The following is an 18,152-nucleotide window of genomic DNA, read 5'->3' as shown; positions in this document are numbered from 1 at the left end:
CATTATCATCAAAAAGATCTAACTATAGGTCGCTGGTTGAGATTTCATGCAAACGGAAAGCAATGTGAAACGAGCCATCATCACTTGGCACCAAAGTGCACATGTCCATTATCTCAAACTCATCCCCTTCCCTCTACACAAAAATAATCGTTCCGCGCATTAACAGCTTGGGTAAGGTCTAGGTAGTGGCTTTCATTCCAACTATCGCATTAGCGTCTAGCATATTTTAAATATACCTTATTACATCCAGCAAGTCTGGCTCACATTAAGTAAAAATAAGGTAGGCCGCGGGTTTGCAAACATAATTCTCGGCTCACTTTATTTGATAGTAATAAATAGTCCAATAAATTAGTACTTTAAATATTTGCTTACTTAAACCAGTTTTATCAAAATGGCCGAGAAACCCCGTGACCAGAGCGAAGCGATGTCGCGGGGTAATTCACGAACTTGAAAGACCTTGTTCTATCTAGCTTCAAGTTTTAGTAATAAAGTTCAAATAAACGGACGTTATTATGCAGTAGCCCAGACTTTATCTGGCAGTTTTGAGATTAAGGGTTCGAGCTGTTCATATCGTCTATCATGCGTTGACGTAATGGACTAACGGTTTCATTAACCTGAGTCATCATAATACTCCTAAGTGAATCAAGGGCGAAAATACCCTTTACTCAGCTTAGAAGTGGATCACAAATGATGGGAAGTTTTACTACGTCAAAGTGGTAACCCTACCGCGAGAGCGGTTTAGTCCAATGGCACTTTTCGGACTAACGCTTACCTGCGAGCTTCAACTAAAGAGCAAGATGCGGGACGCGCAAAGGATGCATTGTTATTGTTTGCTAATGAACATGATCTGATCATATCTGCATTTTTTGAAAAAAATGAATCTGGAGCTACGCTTCAACGGCCAGAGCTATTTAGATTACTAGAAATAGCTCAAAAGGGTGACGTAGTACTTGTAGAGCAAATAGATCGAATATCTAGGTTAAAAGATGATGATTGGTACTCGCTCAAGTCCATCATAAAAGCAAAAGGTTTGAAAGTTGTGTCATTAGATTTACCTACGAGTCATCAGTTTGCGGTGGTAAACGACGAATTCACAGTAAGAATGTTATCAGCCATTAATGACTTGATGCTCGACATGCTAGCGGCTATTGCTAGAAAAGATTATGAAGATCGAAGAAGGCGGCAAAAGGAAGGTATTGTCAAAGCTAAGTCTGAGGGTCGCTACCTTGGTCGACCACGTGATGCAGAGTTACAGCTAAAAATTGAAGGCTTGTTGTCAGATAAGAAATCATATGACTATATTCAACATATTTTAGGTTGTTCTCGCACTACAATTTCCAAAGTTTCAAAGTTTCAAAGAAATTAAAACATGAAGAACCGAAGACTTAATAAAGGTTGGCGTTTTACCTAGCCGGTAACTAGGCTAACTCGTCAAAAATATAGCTTGTCTAAAACGAGGGCGAGCTGTAGCCCAGTTATATCGATGCTTCTAGGGCACTAAGCGAATAATATGCCGTTTATGCAAAATACCCCACCAATGGTGTTTCATTTGTATTAGTAGATAATACGTACATGATACAAACTATTAAGCGTTGCCTTTTATATAACTACTTGTATAATCCTGCTCCGTCTATTATATTAGTCTAAATTAAAGAACATACTTACTTAACCGCTTTAACGGTTAAGTAAGTATCATCGCAGCTAAACATTTATTGCGAAAAATTGGAGAGAAAAAAACAATGAAATCATTCAATAACGCTTTCGAGTTGTTAACGGACGATATTAAAGAAGTAGAAAATTACACTATGCGCTCCAACATGATGAACGCTATAGTTGATTTAATCAAAGCGAAAGACTGGACTCAAAAAGAAGCGGCTGAACACCTAGGGGTGTCACAACCGCGTATAAGTAACCTGAGAAATGGAAAAATCAGCAAATTTTCCGTTGATATGTTGATGGGGATGTTAGCTAAACTAGGTTTTACCTTTGAGTTTAACTACACCTCACAAAAACAAGCTGATATTGACATGTCAATGACCGTCAGTACAGAAGAAGGCTGTATCTAACCATCATTTGGGAATCTCTTTATACCGTTTCACTACAACACTCATGGCCTGTTTATCTACTCCATTGGTTGTTTTAGTGAAAGCGTGTAGCAAGTACACTTTATTATTGAATTTGGCTACGTACACCGTCCTGTAAGCCGGTGAGCCATTTATCTTCAACTCTATAACACCTTTAATACCTTTACCTAAATCATTCAGCGGATTGAAATCCATGCTCGGTGTTCTTCCGTTCATTACATCCTGTAATGCTTTAGCAAAATCTTCTTTTGCATCTTTTGGTAGCTTATCAAATGCGCGTTTAGCGGCTCCTGAAACGGGTTCTAACGTCATGCTCATGTGTAATACCTCTTTTAAGAATTAAGTAGTTTAAATTTATCATTTTCATTTCCTTGCTAGCTGAGCTAGCGTTAAGTTTAAGAGTCCCATTCTTGGGTTACTCCTGTTTTGAACCAGAGAGTGTTCGTTTGCTTTTAATGCCTTTCGGCGTTGCATAACGATTATTCTCTGATACAGATAGATGGCTTTTTCCACCTAAACATATTTTAACACAATAGCTTACTTGGTATACAAGTAATTATATATATTATACTTAGGAGAATATTCCAAAAAAGGATTAAACACGATTACCAATAGCGTTCAATCCACTAAATTATGTATTATTTTTTACCCCTAAATTCTGGCACGTAATGGGGTGTTGAAATGGTTATAAGTATGGTTTTAAATCGTCCTCCATTTGCTTAACTGGTACAGCAAATTCAACAGATGTTCTGTTTACAAACTCAAAATATCTATCGGCCCCATCTTCGCTAGAGTCCATTAACTGTAAAACTCGACTAGCACATTTTGTTTTGACAGATAATTTTCTGACTCTTTTCAGTAAAGCGGCTGAAAAAATCACTTTTTGAATTACACCTGAAAAATACCTGGATACCCAACAATCAGAGCTAAAAACGAATAATACTTTAGGCTCTGAATTTCGAGCATTCGCAGCTAACGCATCATCTGCTTTTGATCTTACAACCACCACTTTTCCGTTAATTTTATCTGCGTTTTTCTCGTAAAAATCGAGTAATGCTTCTGGCGCTTCTTCTATCATTATTATCGCGTGAAAATCAGCTAACAACATATTAGGTTGGTTAATAAGGGTTTTAATATCGTTTAAGTTCATGTTCAAAATCTCTCAAATTAGTTAAAAGGGGTATGTGTTTTTAGCGCCTAAGTGCGAGTGCACATGACTCTTGGCGACTAGGCCGACTAGGAGTAGGTGAATAATGCAACAAGAATAGTTGTGCTTAAGCGGCCTGCAACGAAGTGAAGCCACGAACAAAAATTGGTGTTGAATTAGAGGGCGCGATAGCCCTCCCGCGCTCATTCCTTGAGCGTATTTTCTATTTCTTCGATAACGATAGGCGCAATATTTAAAGCGCTGCCTGTGGCTTTTCTTACCCATGTATATGAGTAACGCGAAAACTTGAAAGAATAACGTTTAATTTTGGCCCTAACTGCCTCGGCTGGCTTACCATTTTTAAAATCAAAATGAATACGACCATCTTCGATAAAAACTTTTAGCTCGTCACTTTCGTGGTTAATTGGATCTCTATCTCGTAAGCGTTCTATACTTTCAATCCGTTTTTTTAACCGCCTTATTTCTGCACCATTATTGGTTAACTGATAACTAGCAAAACCGGTACGCCCTGCAAAGTCTCCTGTGTTTAGCGCCTCGATGGTTTTATCATTAAACCCAAGGCGTGTAAGTGCTTCATTATCGTTTTGCTTGATTGCTTTGTTAGCGGATTTCATGCGAATTTGTGTTGCTTCAAGCTCAATTAATTTTGCTCTCAACTTTTTAATAGCTTGCGGATCATCACTGGCAATCCCGCCAGTACCAACGCTCGCGGCTTTATCGCTAAGTTGGCCGGCCTTTGTGCTTTCTTCCATAGACTTATCAAATTTAGCGCAAAATTTAGCGCGATAATTACGATCTCTTTTTTCGCTATGATGACCGATTAAAATCGGTTGCCCAAAAGGTATAACCTCGGCCATTTTATGGCCTTGCTCCCAAAGTGCTGTACTTTTTTGGCTGGCATTCGCCGCCCGTTCTTCTAAACGGCCACGGCGGCTGTCTTGCTTATCGTCAAAGTTTACACACACAAACGGGTTTTCGTCGGTGTGCTTATCTTCTGCGCTTTCTGGCTTATCGATAACAATGATTTTAGTGTTAACACCTGTACCTGATCCTTTAAAAGAATTATCAGGTAAATCGTGTATTTCTGCGTTTAACTCGGTTAAGCACTCTCTAAACTGCACCGCTTTTTTATCTTTTCTAAAAAAAGGACTCGCTGACATAACCGCCACTAACCGACCGTTTGACTTTAAAAAATCATATGAATGTTGAACATGATCAATATCAGCTAGATTTTCAAACGGTGGGTTAATTAAAATTCTATCGTAGGCTTTAGTGTTAGTAATCTGTAACGAATCACCTTGAATAACCGAATAGTTTTTAGCGGTTAATATCTCGCAAAGTGTATGATTAACCTCATACGCTTCAAGGCTTAACGTGCTGTTATGCGCCTTGGCTGCGTCCAAAATATTACCGCTACCGGCGCTAGTATCAGCAAGGCTTTGATAGTCTTCAATCTGGGCTAGCTCTAACATAAAATCAGTAACCGGCTTAGGTGTTGGGAAATAACCGGCGATGTGGGTAAATTGTAAACCATCAATTTTAACTTTTAACGCTTCGCTGGCTTTTTCTTCAGGGCTTTTACCTGTTAGCAAATCCCAAATTGCTATGGCTTCGGCGCTATCGTGCAAACGTTCGCCGGTATCTCTGTAATAAGTATGATACCCGTTATTAACTAGCTCAGATTTGGCAGGCATCAAATCAAACACCGCTTTTTTTGTTTTAACGGTTTTCAATACATCGGGAACGTTACCGACTCGATGACATTGCGCCAGAGCAATGAGGGCTTTTTGTGTTCTTAATAGCTTCTCGCCCTGGCACCTTGCCCGATTAGCTTCAGCCAATCGCTTAGGCGTATTGGTTTGACGATCTGCAAAAAAACCATCAAGCACTTTTTGTTGTTTTTCTGCTAAAACGTCTAATTTTTCAGCTAATAAAACATCAACAACCGGCGCGGGTGCTTCTACTTTTACCGGCGCTTTGGTTTTGATTGTGGCTTGCTGCTTAGGTTGACTTGGCAACCGCATATAGTGGGTTATTGGCTTAACTGGCTGCGCTGCTTCTCTAACCGCAAACACTAAACCATCAGTGTCTTTTGTGGTGGCTGTTTTGCCTGTGTCAACATTGACGACTTTGAAAAAATAGTCACTTTCGATCTCAACATTACGAAAAATATCAAAGGTAAATCCATGACTAAAAACCCTGTCTGCACCTTCAAAATATCCTAAATAATCGCCATAATTACCGCTTGTTGTATTCGCTCTACAGTTAAAAATAGTCTCTACTTTTTCACCGATACATAAACCAGAATCATCCGCTTTGATCTTGTCTTCAGGGCTATCAATTAAACTCACTTGATGCTCACAAAACAAAGAACACATGGCGAACATTGAAAATTGTGCTTCTAGTGTTTTATCTTGGCCGGTTGATACGTCAGTCACTTCAACTTCACGCTTGCCTTTGATCGGAGCCGACCATACTTTGTATGAGGTTTCGCCCTTGTTAACGCTATAACCTTTTTCTTTCCACTGGTTAAACGTCATAAACAATTCAGCGTTTGCCGTTTCTTTATGTTCTGCGATCAAAATATCATTTACGCGCAAGCTAGCCGCCGCAAGTAATTCGTCTTGTGTTTTTGCTGTATCCATTGCCAACTTGATTTTTTGTTTAGCCAACACACTGCGACGGATCAATTCAGACTTTGCCGCTTTGGTTTTTGCTGAAGGTGCTTTTTTTCTTTTAACAAATTGCGATACTTGAGCTTCGCCTCGCAGAGATTTGCTTTTAGTGTTTGAATGGATGTTTGTTTCTAGTGAGGTAGTTGCAGGCATGATAGTTTTCCTTTGTTATTAATTTGTTTTGCTCTCTGTCGCTTCGTGATTTTTTTCACCTGGCCTACGATTAAATCCATTGCGGGAAGGAGGCCGCACGCGCCACGGCTTCATCGTGGGGAACGGGGGATTGACCGGCGCAGCTTTACAATTGAATTAATCGTAGGTTGGGTGACTCTCACTGAAAAAAGCGACAGAAAAGGAAATTAATAACAAAGGTAGAATAGCCTCAATACTTCACGGAACATCAATTCAAACATGCACTTTGCCCTTATCGGTTTAGCCCTGACCCAACCCGAAAGGGGGAAAACGCGCAGTTTTTTGCGTGATTTCATTGATTAAATTGGTGGCATGGTTCCTGGCTTAAGATACTCACTTTTAAGCAACTAACGCCCTACGGTTGTTGATTAACAGACGGTGTGCAAACGAGTTACAAATCCGTTTCGCTAATTTCGGATAACCATGACAAGCACATATAAACAGGAATTTAATTCATTAATAGGTGAGGGATATCATCCGAAGTCTTGAAAAGCAGACACAAAAAAACCTGCTTGGATGGCAGGTTTTTTGTATTTAGATAAACGTACATATCTACAGACAAGGTACTGTAAGAGAGTAATAATATTTTATATTCAACGGCTCAAATGTGCCATTTGGAGTCATTCGACATTAGATGCATTCCCAATTCGTGACTCAGTGCGTCACGAATTGAGCTGGACACACAAAGAGAAAATTTCAAGCAGAACACGCTATGTCTGCTGAACGCTCTTAGACGACAGAAGGCTTCAAGAGAATTTCTGACACCGCTTACTCTAAATTATATTTGGTCACTAAAAATTGAATTAGTTAAATCTAAAAAGCTGTTTCCGCTCGAACATGAGTTGCTTTTGGAGGACACTATAAGGAGGTTTGTTATGAAGTACTTTTATAAATGTCCCTCCAAAATTTGTTTCCTCATATTTTGTGACTCCAATTTCATCTATTCTTCCATCTCGTTTTAGGTCTTCTTGATTGATGTTTTGAACTTTGATGAGAGGAGTTCCAATAAGACTGACTAAGTCCATACTTTCAAGTTCCTCGCTTGTTATAAAGGAACTTATCCATCCCACTCTAACTAGATTGTTCAAATCTCCAATGTACATTTTCTGAATTAGGTCTAAAGATCGAAGAAAATCACTTTTTGTTAATTCAACATTGCTATACAGATATAGTGCCTGTGCTATGTATTTGGATTTATCTGCTTCATTTAGATTATCAATTGTAAGTAATAATTTCTCAGCCAGCTCTTCATTTGGTTCATATTTTAAAGCGTTCGTAATAGTAGTTAATTCTTGATTTGAAACTTTATTTACATCTTCAATAAACTTTGAGAGTTTGAACATAAAAAGTTGATCAGACACAGATTTCGTTGCTTGAGCGATTTTACAAAAGTGACCAAAAATCGGAATCTCTTTGATTAGCCCTTGCTTTTCACTGGTAATCAGGATTGCTTCATAAACTGCATTCCATTTTTGTAGCTCACCATATTGTTTAAACTTCATTTTAGCAATCTCCTAACCATTAACGATGATAGTGAGCTTAGAGACTTAAAAGAATATGGACAATAGCTAACTTATTTTGGTCAAAAAGACTTGAAGACGAACGACCAAGATTGGCTGTGAGATCAGCAGACATAGGATTGATTGAAACGCCACTGACTCCTGCAAGTTCTTAGCTATCGTTCAGTCTTAGATGGCTATTTGCTTTTTAATAAGAATTTTTCATCCAAAGGGGTCGTTCGAGTCTATTTTCAGTTTAGTGTTTATCCGGAATAGCGGTTTCCACAAACAAGATGCTGCCATGAAATTGCTTTTAAACATGGTAAGAGTATGAAATTATGGAAAAATTTCATACTAGCTGGAACGATTAAGTTGGAGCCTATCCGGACTTAACACGAGTTCCAACTAATACACTTTAGCCTACTAATGTATCTGTACGGAGTAGTTTCGGCTTGGATAAAAACTCTCGAATAATGTTTATGTCATCGAGTATCTCTTCATTACCACGCCAATGTTTCATAAGATCTTCTTCGTCAAACTCATCTGAAAGTATACTTAAATCATGAACAAGACCTTCCAATGAATCATTATCAGAAAAGCAATTTTTAGCATCCTCAAATTTAACATCATAATCTTCAACCAATGAACTAAATAGAGATTGATCCATTAATTTCCTGAATAATTTGTCGTTTGAAATGTTCTGGTGCTCCTTCTCAATAATATCATGGGCAGAATCGCCACCGACACGTTGGATTACCTCTTCTAGATATCTCTGTAAAGAATTATTAATACTACTAAGTTCACCAACCTGCTTTGATAGTGAATTCAATTGCTTATTTTGTGACTTATTTTCTAGCAATGTTCGAAAGTATCCAGACCATTGGGATTTGAGCCAGTTTTCTATTTCTTGTGGTTGTTCAAATTGGAAAAGTGGATTGTTTTTTCCTCTATTCAATATGTCATCAAGAAAATTAAATATATTTACCGAATCAACATGAGCGTAGTCTATAGTGGTGTTTATTCTATTTTTTTTAAATGTTTCGTATTCAGACATAACTGACTTTTCAACCAATATATATGTTGGTATGTCATGGCTATTTGCTGTTTCAAACTCTTTTCGAGTTACACTTTCATATCGTTGATAAAAATCTGAAGTAATACGAGAACTATCCGTTTCACTAGTAGCGGAACCATATCGACCGCCAATAATTAGTACAAGTATATCTGTTGATTCAGCATCTTTATAACATGATTGATCTAATGGCATTGATGGATCATAAGCAATTTTACCTTTTTCAGATAATGTAGCTTCATATCCCATTTTTGTGATAAAACTTGATACATATGATCTAATATGTTTTAAATCATAATATGTTGAACTGATGAAAACTCTTAACTTTGCCATATGCCAAGTCCTTAAAATAGCAGATGTTTTATATAATATTATCATCAAGTTAAACAACTAGGTGATTTAAAATCGCAGGCTAATCGGGTAGCCAAGGGTCTCTAACCCTCAGCCCCCACAACACCCTGCATGCGGCTCCGCACAGGGCGTTTCATTTAGGATAGTGAAGCGCAATCCAACCATCACGTAACGAATAAAGCCCTTCGGATTTTAAGTAATCAAGCGATAAGGCTTGATTGATCCCCGGAGTTTTCGCACTACGCCATGGCCCTTTACTGGTAATGCCACACGCAACCGCAGCTTGTACATGCACACCTAATCTCATTAAACTTCTGACTTTGGTACGTGGTCTTCGCCACTGCCGCCAATACGCCATTCTCACTCTGCGCCTGATCCAATGATCTAAGTCTACACATCGTTGATAGCTATTAGCGATACCAAAGTAGTTTATCCAGCCTCGTAAATATTGACTGATTTTAAAGAGTTGATAATGCATAGACACGCCCCAGTTACGGTTCGTTAACCGCCGAACTTGCTGTTTAAACTTCAGCAAAGTCTTCGGATGCCATTGAATGCGTCCTCTGTTGAATGTGAATCCAAGGAATTTGCTTTCACTGGTTTTAACGACGTGGCTTTTGGTCGTATTAACGACCAGTTTCAAACGGTGACACAGGAACCTGCTGATACTACTCAGCACACGCTTGCCCGAACGCGGCGTCTTTACCAAAATGGTAAAGTCGTCCGCGTATCGGGCAAACTGATGGCCTCGTTTCTCAAGCTCTTTGTCCAGAGGGTCGAGCATGATGTTGGACAGCAAGGGTGACAACGGCCCGCCTTGTGGTACTCCTTCTCGGCTCTCCACGTAAAGCTGGTTATCGATAACCCCAGCTCGCAGATAACGTTTAATCAATTTAAGTAGACGTTTGTCCTTCACTTTGTAGCCAAGGAGCGTCATAAGTAAATCATGATTAACGCGGTCAAAGAACTTAGACAGATCAACATCGACTGTAAAACGGCGACCCGTTTTAATGATGCTTTGTACCTGTTTCACCGCTTGTTGCCCATTTCGATTTGGCCTGAACCCAAAACTGTTGTCTGAGAAGGTCGGGTCGAAAATAGGCGTAAGGACTTGAGCAATGGCTTGTTGGATCACTCGGTCAACGATGGTCGGGATACCTAGCTGACGTTTACCGCCATCTGGTTTATCTATTTCCACACGCCGAACGGGTGAAGGTTGGTATTGACCTGAGCAAAGCTCAGACATAATACGTTTCCAGTTTCCATCCTTTGCCCAAGCGGGGAAGTCATCAATGGACATCCCATCAATGCCAGCGGCCCCTTTGTTGGCTCGAACTCGTTTCCATGCAGCCAAGATATTGGCTGGACGAAGAATAAGCCCAAGTAGATCTGCACTAAAGGCTGGCTGCTTGTCGGTACGCTGAGTCACGTCACTACCGGACGGCATTCGTGTATTCAAGTCTGACAAGGCTCCTCCTTTGTTCTAAATGTTCGGACCTTCACCGTGTCCCAACCATTACGATGGGCATTTGGCTAATATGTCGTCTGCTGACTTCTGCTTAATCACATGACGGCTTACACCGTTATGCGCTATCGGTTTTCATCTATTTGCTCTTTCCAGTCGATGACACTGAAAAGCCAAGGCACTTGTATACCAGAGCCTCACTGGTTAGTTACCGATCGCTTGTTAAGCAGATCTCCCCAGATAAAAGCATGAACTTTCTTTGCACTGCTGCATCATTTACGGTGGCCATTAGATCACGTGGTTTCGTCGTCTTGTGCCAACTCACCTCTAGCCTACGCCTCATATGATGTTCTTGTTCATCAGCTCGCAAATTTGCGTCCGGCTTCCTCCAGACCAAGCCTCGCGGCTAAGCCCTTGCCATTCGCTAGTAGTTAACGTTTAATAACGGTAAGTTATATAAACGGTGATCTTCCTACAGAGGACTTTCACCTCATTAGTTCGTGCCCATGCTGGGCGTACACAAGACGTTCAAACGGACAAAAAACAGTTGGCTGTTTCACTCCGTTCACAATTTTAGCCAACAATTTTTTGCCGCTTAACTTGGCATTAATGTCTGCTTTAGAGCTATAGCTCAATCATAAACCGAATGTCCCCATGTCCGCAATTCGCTCAAACCAGTCTAATCTAGGATGAATGTTTATTACTCACCCACAGGTACGTAGATCGAGCTTTAGATAAGGCGGCTATCCGTGAAGCTACTTGTAATAAAAGAGTAAATAAAATACCGAAAAGCCACTTGTAATGCAACGGTAAATAAAATACCTTATTATCTGAAAATCAATAATATTAACCTTGGAAGCTGTATTGTTATGGATAGCCCCTGCAAATTTACCAATCTAAACACCCCGATAATTAACCTCATAAAATACCTGATAGTTACCGCGTTATTTACATTAGCCGCTCCTGTTCTTGCTGATGATTGCAGATTTAACCCAAAGGAAAAAGAGAAGTCTTTAGCTATTTGTCGCAAAGCCGCTGAGAAAGGATCAGCTTATGCACAATACATTATGGCCATTTTGGGGTCGAGGGATGATGATAAGCAGGCCACTTACTGGTATACCAAAGCTGCGGAGCAGGATTATTCGAACGCTCAATACAAACTGGCTTTTAGGTATAGCAATGGTGAAGGTACGGCAAAGGATGATAAGCAGGCGCTTTACTGGTTTATCAAATCTGCGGAACAGGGTAATTCGCGAGCTCAAAACCAACTGGCCCTTATGTATAGCAATGGTGAAGGTACGCCAAAGGATGATAAGCAGGCGTTTTACTGGTACACCAAAGCCGCTGAGCAGGGACATGCTAGCGCGCAATTGAATCTGGGTTTTAAGCATGCATTTGGTAAAGGCACGCTTAAAGACAGTATATTGGCTTATGCTTGGTATAATGTTTCGGCTTCACAAGGAAATGAGCAAGCTACTAAAAATAGAGGCCTCATCGAAAAAGACATGACGCCCGACCAAATAGCCGAAGCTCAAAAGTTATCCAGAGAGTATTACGCCAAATACGTAAAGTAGTGCCTTTGTTATTGTTATTCGTCTAATGTGACAAACAACACGTAATTGAGGCAAATAGGGTCCTATTTAACATAATCACCCTTACACGAATAGGTGCTATTGGCTTCGACCCTTTATGCCATTGTAACCATCAAAAGTAATAGTTTTACGGAGTGAAATAGGCTGGTATATGGTTATGAAATAATTGGTCAATATAACCACTTTCCTGTTTTAAGCAGTTCAATGTCTATTGTTCATATTGAGGGGAAGATCAGTTTTAGGTGAAGGTATTACCGTTTACGCCGGTCACGTAAAATTTTATTCCTCACGTTTAGGAAGTGAGCTTACGGGAGCATAGCTTGACTTAGGCTCACCTTTAATCTGTGGGCTACAGGCATCTTTTGCTGATGCCGAAAAAGCACAGACCAACATTATAATGTATATGTAATGGATATTGCTCACGCATCAGGAGCGTTATCGCGCTATGCCAGTTGTTTTAGAGGTCAGTGCTTAATATGAAACAGTTTACGTTATCCCAGTTTTGCTCAATTCCGTCAGAGACAAAGGCGCTTAGCCTGTGTGGGTGTTGTGGAAGGCAAGACACGGGATATACCTGAACATCTTCAAATGCAGATACTAATCATCTATTAAAAAATTACAACTGATGGTTATTTATAAACTATTTTAGCTGTATATCGAACTTATCCATAAAGTGTCTCTCTATTATTACACTTGCATGAGCCACAAGTGATGTATTTAGGAGTAGCGGCTCGAATGAGCGAGCAGAAAATCGAGCTAGATAAAAAATAGTCAGGCAGTAATAAAACAAAGCCAAATACACTGGCTTTTTTGATAAGGATTAAATATGAGATTGTTGGCTTTAGTGTTGTTCTTTGTATTAAGTGCCTGTGGGGGGGGCGGTTCTTCAGAATCAATATTGCCAGCTCCTCAGATGGGTACTATGCCGGTGGTGCCAGAAGTCCCCCTATCTGAACAAAGGTCCATCACACAAACTATTAACGGCCAATTAGTCGATCGTACCTACCTTGTCAGCTACCCAGAGGGTGTATCAGAAGACGAGTACCCCGTGGTGTTCTTTTTTCATGGTTCTGGCGGCACAGGTGAGGGCTGGTTGGATAATAATAGTGATGTTTCTAGATTAATTGATGAGGGCAAATTTATTGGAATTTTTCCTGATGGTTACGATAAGCGCTGGAATGTAAGTGGCGAAACTAATGCAGATGATGTTGAATTCGTTAGTCTAATTATTGGTGAACTCGACGGTTCGGAATTATTTGATGTGAATAAAATCTATGGCGTCGGCATCTCTAACGGTGCAGGGCTAGTTAATAGAATCGCTAAAGAGACCACTCTTTTCAAGGCAATTGCGCCAATCATTAGTCAACAAACAGTGACTATTGGCGAAACTTTTCCGTCCAGGGCTGTATCGGTTTTTCAAGTCAATGGTACCGAAGATGATTTAATTCCTGTGAATGGGGGCAGTGGTGTTGGCGATAGTATTTTTATGTCTGCGCAAGCCAGTGCAGAGAATTGGGCGTTAAATTTTAATTGCAATATGACCCCGACCATTCAAAATAAAACGTGGGGAAGTCTAGCGGTTAAGCAATACACCTTCGGATCATGCCTAGATAATCAAAAGGTTAGATATTCAATAGTTGAGGGGGCGGGACACACCTCGGAGTTTGGTAAAAATGTTGATTTATATAGTCTTATTTGGAGTTTTTTCACTGCGACTGATAATGACCGAGCGGCACGTAACTATAAAATTCTAGCATTGGGTGACAGTTATACCCGTGATCAATGAAAATGCTTGATTTTGTCTGATTTGAGGATCAGGCTGTACCTATGATTGATATTTCCCTTACACCCGACCAAAAAACCGCGCTAGAAGCGAGACATACGAAAGCCCGTGATGGAAGGGAGCGTGACCGTATTAAAGCGGTGTTGTTACGCAGTGAAGGGTGGACCGTCGCTAGAATTGCACAAGCCTTGCGTAAGAGTGAAGCCAGCATTACACGCCATATCGGTGATTACGCCAAACGTCTGAAGCTCAAGCCTGCGGGTGGTGGCTCTGCCAGTCATTTAAATACTGAGCAAACCCAGCAATTGGTTGCACACCTGTCAGATATCACTTACTTACACACCCATCAAATAGTGGCCTACATTCAAAAGACGTGGAAGATTACCTATTCAGTGTCTGGGTTAAATAAATGGCTCCACCAAAACGGCTTTAGTTACAAACAGCCTAAAGGTGTGCCTCATAAATTTGATGAGCAAAAGCAAGCTGCGTTTATCGAAGAATATGAAACGTTACGGGATAGCGTATCGGATGATGAGCCTATTTTATTCATGGATGCAGTGCATCCTACTCAAGCGACCAAGGTGACATCTGGATGGATACGTAAAGGGGTAGATAAACCCATTGAAACCACAGGCAGTCGCACCCGAATGAATGTTGTAGGCGCGATCCGGTTAAATCATTTAGCTGAAGCGGTAGTGCATGATTACGAGACTGTAAATGGCAGCACCATCATGGATTTTATGGAGCACCTAAAGCAGAGGTACTTAGCAAATAATACGCTTCATTTAGTGCTGGATGGGGCGGGTTATCATCGTTCCAAGGAGGTGAAAGACAAAGCGGCTGAATTAGGAATTACACTGCATTATCTGCCCCCATACAGCCCTAATCTGAACCCCATAGAGCGATTATGGAAAGTCATGAATGAATATGCTCGCAATAATCGATATTTCTCTAGCGCAAAGGAATTTCGACAACACATTCGGCATTTTTTTAACGTCACCCTTCCGGATATTGCTGACATATTAAACAGTCGGATAAATGATAACTTTCAGGTACTAAAACCTGCAAGTTGAAGTAACTTGGGTATATACTATTGGGGAAAGTGTTTGTGACACTTGCCGTTTTCCAGAGCAGTTAAAAGAGAGATTAATATCAGAGTATGCAGATAGAGATGAGTTTAGTTTGCAGATTATTGCTCAGACTGGTTGGAACACGACGGATTTAAAAAATGCGATTACGACTGTAGACCCTGCCAGTAATTTTGACTTGGTAACGCTACTTATTGGCGTCAAAAATCAATTTCAAGGTAAGCCCTTTGAAGTGTACGAGACAGAGTTTGCCGAGCTTGTTGATTCGGCAATCTCTTTAGTCGGGGATGATGCTAGTAAATTAATTGTGGTTTCAATACCTGACTATGCATTTACCCCCTTTGGGCAGAATTTTAATCCGACCGCTACAAGCGCTGAGTTAGTCCTATATAATGACTTTGCGAAGGAATACTGTGAGTCAGTTGGACTATCATACGTCTACATAACAGATATAACGCAGCAAGGATTAGAGACCCCTTCATTAGTGGCAAGTGACGGCCTGCATCCGTCAGAGCTCGCATATACTAAATTTGTAGAGCGTATTCTGCCGCTCGCCTTAGCCAAAGTGGACTAAGTTATTTTGTAATTTAATGACCAATGTGCGATGTAAATATTGTTTTCATCGTTTTTTCCTTATGCCGCTTTAGATTTAATTTTAGCGTTAAATATGTAGTGAGCTACGGGAGCATAGATTGACCTAGGCAAAAAGCCTACGTCAGCCGATGTTTATTGGGATCGTGCTTAGCTATTTTCCTGATAATTCCAGGGTAAGTATTTTTCGGGATGGGCCTTAGCTTGTGCTTGCTCCCGTTGCAGTAGCGTAAAGTAATCCATAACGTTGACGCCCGCTTCCATACCGGTTGCTATCATCGAGGTGATGACATCTCCGATTGTCGCGCCCAGTAATGTTTTATGGAACATCGCGTTTTTTCTGTCTCTCACTACAATTTTCAGCATCGCTTCGATGCCGTTATTGTCGATTTTTGCACCGGGCACGCTGCAAAACAGGCTCAGTCCTGCATAGTGTTTGATAAAGTATTTTATCGCTTTGCCTAAGCCACTGTTTTCTTCTACTGTCTCGTTTGCCAAATGGGTTTCACCCCACAATTTAATTTCTGCCATGACGGGCAACGAATGCGTTTGGTGATATTCAAGCCGTTTGGCTACGCTCAGTTGTTGCTCTTCTACGTGATGTTCGTGTGACCAGATCTCGCCATAGCGCGTTAAAATATGTTCAACTTCTTCCGGGAAATGGTTGATCACATCAACAAACTGCCGCCTTGCATGGCTGTTACATAACGATCCCATGGTTTCCCTCACCGTCGGGCGGTTGCTGGCAAGTGCGTCACTCATAATAATGGGCTGTGCACTGGATTGACTGCGGTTTTGTAAGATGCTGTCAATAAATTCACCGGCATGGCCGATATTGGTTTCGAATAACACGATGTGTTGATTGTTCTTCGTGGTAGCGATAACACCCGAGGTATACACACCACTGCGTAGCTGCGTTTTATCACTGTTACGTATTTTTTTCTCAATGGGCTTAGCATCCAGAATTCGGTGTGTGGTGTCATCAATGGCGTAATGCACGGCATCCGCAGACAGATTTAAAAGGTGGTGAAAGACCGGATAAATGGCATTGCACACCAGCTCAATCTGGTCAAACACCGTTGATGCGCTGATCTTCACGCCCAACAGCTTTTGAATACTGCTCTGGCGGTAAAAAGGTAACCCCGCGAAGTACTTGTAGATCGCCATCAAGGCGCACGCGGAATAACCGTATTTTCGGGTCCCCGGGCCCTCTTGCAGTACGTCCGGTGGCAGCTCCGCCGTGAAATAAGCCCCACATGTATTGCAGCGAACTCGCTCCATCACATGCTGCTCGGGCGTAAACGGACTGTGGCCGGTGATCCGCAAGAAACTGCCTGGCTCGGTTTTATATACCTTACCGGTGAGGCATTCTGGGCAATTATCCCCTTTACTGATGGTGGTTAACGGGTGAATAACCACGGTGGGTTTGACCGGCGTAAATCCCTTATCTGAAGAGGCGCTGGTCTGGCGCTTGTTACCAGGCTTTTGAGGCTTGGCGGGCTTTTGCTTTTTTGGCGTGACATCCGATTGTTTCTCAGATGATTTCTCTATTCCCAGCAATTTTCGTAACTTATGAATAGTAACGTTATGATGCGTTAAACGGTCCTGCATACTCGCCAACGTCAGCAACGCATCCAATAACAACTGGCTGTCTTGCTCACTTAACGCCAGGGTGTTTTCCTTGGCCTCAGTCACGCGGGCTATCAGCGCTTCCAGCGCCTGACCATCAATATCTGTAAAAGGTTTACTCACTGTTTCGCTTAGCCGTTTGTTGTGTGTGGATAGGAGATTGGCAGGCAGTATGATCTCATTAATTGAAAATACAACCCGCTCATGACGCTCATTTATGTTGCCGTAAATGATCGCTTAAGATCAGGCTTGACGGGGCTTAGAAGTTGACGCAACTGCCTGGCCTCAAACGGATGAACAGGTGAATTAACGGTGGGCCAGCATTGAAATTTACCCTTAGATAAACGCTTGGTCATCAACCAAAATCCTGTGCCATCATAGGCGAGCGTGCGGATCATGGTTTTATTGCGATTAATAAACACAAATAAGATCCCGCAACGAGGCTCGTGCGTCAGCCTGCTACGGCAAAGCGCCGCTAAACCATCAATCCCCATGCGAAAGTCAGCAGGCTCAGTGGCGATCAGGATAGGCGTTTGGGCCGTTAAATGGATCACGATCTAACTTCCTGGATCATGGCGACGAGGAAGGCTTGGGAAATATCACCCGAAAGGGTTAATGCTGCACCATTACACAACCGAAGCTCGACACTGAGATGCTCGTTAGCAACAGGCTCCCTCGCGCCTTGCCCAGGTAAGCGAATAAAATCAGAGGATGTTGGGCTTGGTTCAACGGCTTCACGCCATTGTTTCAATTGTGTGCCACTGATCCGCAGCATCGCGGTGACTTTACTGGACGAGCAGTGTTCGAGTAGATCAACTGCTTGTTGGCGCAGTGCTTGTGGGGTTGCAGAACGGCGACTAACCCGGTTTTTTCGCCACAGCTCAAATGCTTCAACGATCTGATTTATTTTTTTAGCGATTGCCATATTTTCATCTTCAATGAATAAGTTGCAAACATTAAACC

General features: G+C 41.4%; 15 protein-coding genes. 6 read left to right on the top strand and 9 right to left on the bottom strand.

The window, feature by feature from the left end:
- The first annotated feature begins 772 nt into the window (after nt 1-772).
- Together CXF95_RS25310 and CXF95_RS25305 are read left to right on the top strand one after the other, a co-directional pair.
- The gene (locus tag CXF95_RS25310; protein ID WP_101201268.1) at nt 773-1,366 is read left to right on the top strand and encodes a recombinase family protein; all 594 of its coding nucleotides are present in this window, start codon (nt 773-775) and stop codon (nt 1,364-1,366) included.
- 373 nt (nt 1,367-1,739) lie between these two features.
- A complete protein-coding gene (locus CXF95_RS25305) occupies nt 1,740-2,066 on the top strand; it encodes a helix-turn-helix domain-containing protein (RefSeq protein ID WP_101201267.1) in 327 nt (108 codons plus the stop codon).
- A 3-nt stretch (nt 2,067-2,069) separates the two neighbouring features.
- Here CXF95_RS25305 and CXF95_RS25300 read toward each other — a convergent pair whose 3' ends face one another.
- The 6 genes from CXF95_RS25300 to ltrA form a co-directional block, all read right to left on the bottom strand.
- Nucleotides 2,070-2,402: a type II toxin-antitoxin system RelE/ParE family toxin gene (locus CXF95_RS25300; RefSeq protein ID WP_232788040.1), complete on the bottom strand. Its 333-nt coding sequence runs from the start codon at nt 2,400-2,402 to the stop codon at nt 2,070-2,072.
- Nucleotides 2,403-2,769: 367 nt separating this feature from the next.
- A complete protein-coding gene (locus CXF95_RS30110) occupies nt 2,770-3,234 on the bottom strand; it encodes a hypothetical protein (protein ID WP_198556704.1) in 465 nt (154 codons plus the stop codon).
- Between the two features lie 200 nt (nt 3,235-3,434).
- Nucleotides 3,435-6,080, bottom strand: a complete 2,646-nt coding sequence (locus CXF95_RS25290) for a DUF3560 domain-containing protein (protein WP_101201266.1) — start codon at nt 6,078-6,080, stop codon at nt 3,435-3,437.
- 842 nt (nt 6,081-6,922) lie between these two features.
- Nucleotides 6,923-7,621 carry a hypothetical protein gene (locus CXF95_RS25285; RefSeq protein ID WP_101201265.1) on the bottom strand — a complete coding sequence of 233 codons (699 nt, stop codon included), beginning with the start codon at nt 7,619-7,621 and terminating at the stop codon, nt 6,923-6,925.
- Between the two features lie 412 nt (nt 7,622-8,033).
- Nucleotides 8,034-9,023 carry a DUF4062 domain-containing protein gene (locus CXF95_RS25280; protein WP_157828242.1) on the bottom strand — a complete coding sequence of 330 codons (990 nt, stop codon included), beginning with the start codon at nt 9,021-9,023 and terminating at the stop codon, nt 8,034-8,036.
- Between the two features lie 151 nt (nt 9,024-9,174).
- Entirely contained in the window at nt 9,175-10,509 is a 1,335-nt protein-coding gene (gene ltrA, locus CXF95_RS25275; RefSeq protein ID WP_101197890.1) for a group II intron reverse transcriptase/maturase, read from the bottom strand.
- An 866-nt stretch (nt 10,510-11,375) separates the two neighbouring features.
- Here ltrA and CXF95_RS25270 point away from each other — a divergent pair.
- The 4 genes from CXF95_RS25270 to CXF95_RS25255 all read left to right on the top strand — a co-directional run bounded on the left by CXF95_RS25270 (nt 11,376) and on the right by CXF95_RS25255 (nt 15,543).
- Nucleotides 11,376-12,080, top strand: coding sequence for a tetratricopeptide repeat protein (locus CXF95_RS25270; protein WP_101201263.1), 705 nt, complete (start codon nt 11,376-11,378; stop codon nt 12,078-12,080).
- Between the two features lie 844 nt (nt 12,081-12,924).
- The gene (locus tag CXF95_RS25265; RefSeq protein WP_101201262.1) at nt 12,925-13,884 is read left to right on the top strand and encodes a PHB depolymerase family esterase; all 960 of its coding nucleotides are present in this window, start codon (nt 12,925-12,927) and stop codon (nt 13,882-13,884) included.
- A 44-nt stretch (nt 13,885-13,928) separates the two neighbouring features.
- On the top strand, nt 13,929-14,954 hold the full coding sequence (locus tag CXF95_RS25260; RefSeq protein ID WP_198556590.1) for an IS630 family transposase: 1,026 nt from the start codon (nt 13,929-13,931) through the stop codon (nt 14,952-14,954).
- Entirely contained in the window at nt 14,944-15,543 is a 600-nt protein-coding gene (locus CXF95_RS25255) for an SGNH/GDSL hydrolase family protein (RefSeq protein ID WP_101201261.1), read from the top strand. Before CXF95_RS25260 ends, CXF95_RS25255 begins: the two co-directional genes overlap by 11 nt.
- 167 nt (nt 15,544-15,710) lie before the next feature.
- On the opposite strand, the gene CXF95_RS25250 is transcribed toward CXF95_RS25255, so the two are convergent.
- From CXF95_RS25250 to CXF95_RS25240, 3 genes are all read right to left on the bottom strand, one after another.
- The gene (locus CXF95_RS25250) at nt 15,711-17,312 is read right to left on the bottom strand and encodes a transposase (protein WP_101199142.1); all 1,602 of its coding nucleotides are present in this window, start codon (nt 17,310-17,312) and stop codon (nt 15,711-15,713) included.
- Between the two features lie 92 nt (nt 17,313-17,404).
- Nucleotides 17,405-17,743: an IS66 family insertion sequence element accessory protein TnpB gene (tnpB, locus tag CXF95_RS25245; RefSeq protein WP_101199143.1), complete on the bottom strand. Its 339-nt coding sequence runs from the start codon at nt 17,741-17,743 to the stop codon at nt 17,405-17,407.
- Nucleotides 17,740-18,114, bottom strand: coding sequence for a hypothetical protein (locus CXF95_RS25240; RefSeq protein WP_101200367.1), 375 nt, complete (start codon nt 18,112-18,114; stop codon nt 17,740-17,742). The genes tnpB and CXF95_RS25240 overlap by 4 nt, the downstream gene beginning before the upstream one ends.
- Nucleotides 18,115-18,152: the final 38 nt, after the last annotated feature.

It is taken from the genome of Paraglaciecola sp. MB-3u-78 (assembly GCF_002835935.1).
GTDB lineage: Bacteria > Pseudomonadota > Gammaproteobacteria > Enterobacterales > Alteromonadaceae > Paraglaciecola.
The sequence above is the reverse complement of the archived record's forward strand: the minus strand, read 5'-3'. Positions and strand labels throughout refer to the sequence as shown.

Bases quoted from the DNA above. Each gene is read 5' to 3' on its own strand.
- CXF95_RS25305 (WP_101201267.1), top strand. From the start codon at position 1,740: ATGAAATCATTCAATAACGCTTTCGAGTTGTTAACGGACGATATTAAA.
- CXF95_RS25300 (WP_232788040.1), bottom strand. From the start codon at position 2,402: ATGAGCATGACGTTAGAACCCGTTTCAGGAGCCGCTAAACGCGCATTT.
- CXF95_RS30110 (WP_198556704.1), bottom strand. From the start codon at position 3,234: ATGAACTTAAACGATATTAAAACCCTTATTAACCAACCTAATATGTTG.
- CXF95_RS25290 (WP_101201266.1), bottom strand. From the start codon at position 6,080: ATGCCTGCAACTACCTCACTAGAAACAAACATCCATTCAAACACTAAA.
- CXF95_RS25285 (WP_101201265.1), bottom strand. From the start codon at position 7,621: ATGAAGTTTAAACAATATGGTGAGCTACAAAAATGGAATGCAGTTTAT.
- CXF95_RS25280 (WP_157828242.1), bottom strand. From the start codon at position 9,023: ATGGCAAAGTTAAGAGTTTTCATCAGTTCAACATATTATGATTTAAAA.
- CXF95_RS25270 (WP_101201263.1), top strand. From the start codon at position 11,376: ATGGATAGCCCCTGCAAATTTACCAATCTAAACACCCCGATAATTAAC.
- CXF95_RS25265 (WP_101201262.1), top strand. From the start codon at position 12,925: ATGAGATTGTTGGCTTTAGTGTTGTTCTTTGTATTAAGTGCCTGTGGG.
- CXF95_RS25240 (WP_101200367.1), bottom strand. From the start codon at position 18,114: ATGGCAATCGCTAAAAAAATAAATCAGATCGTTGAAGCATTTGAGCTG.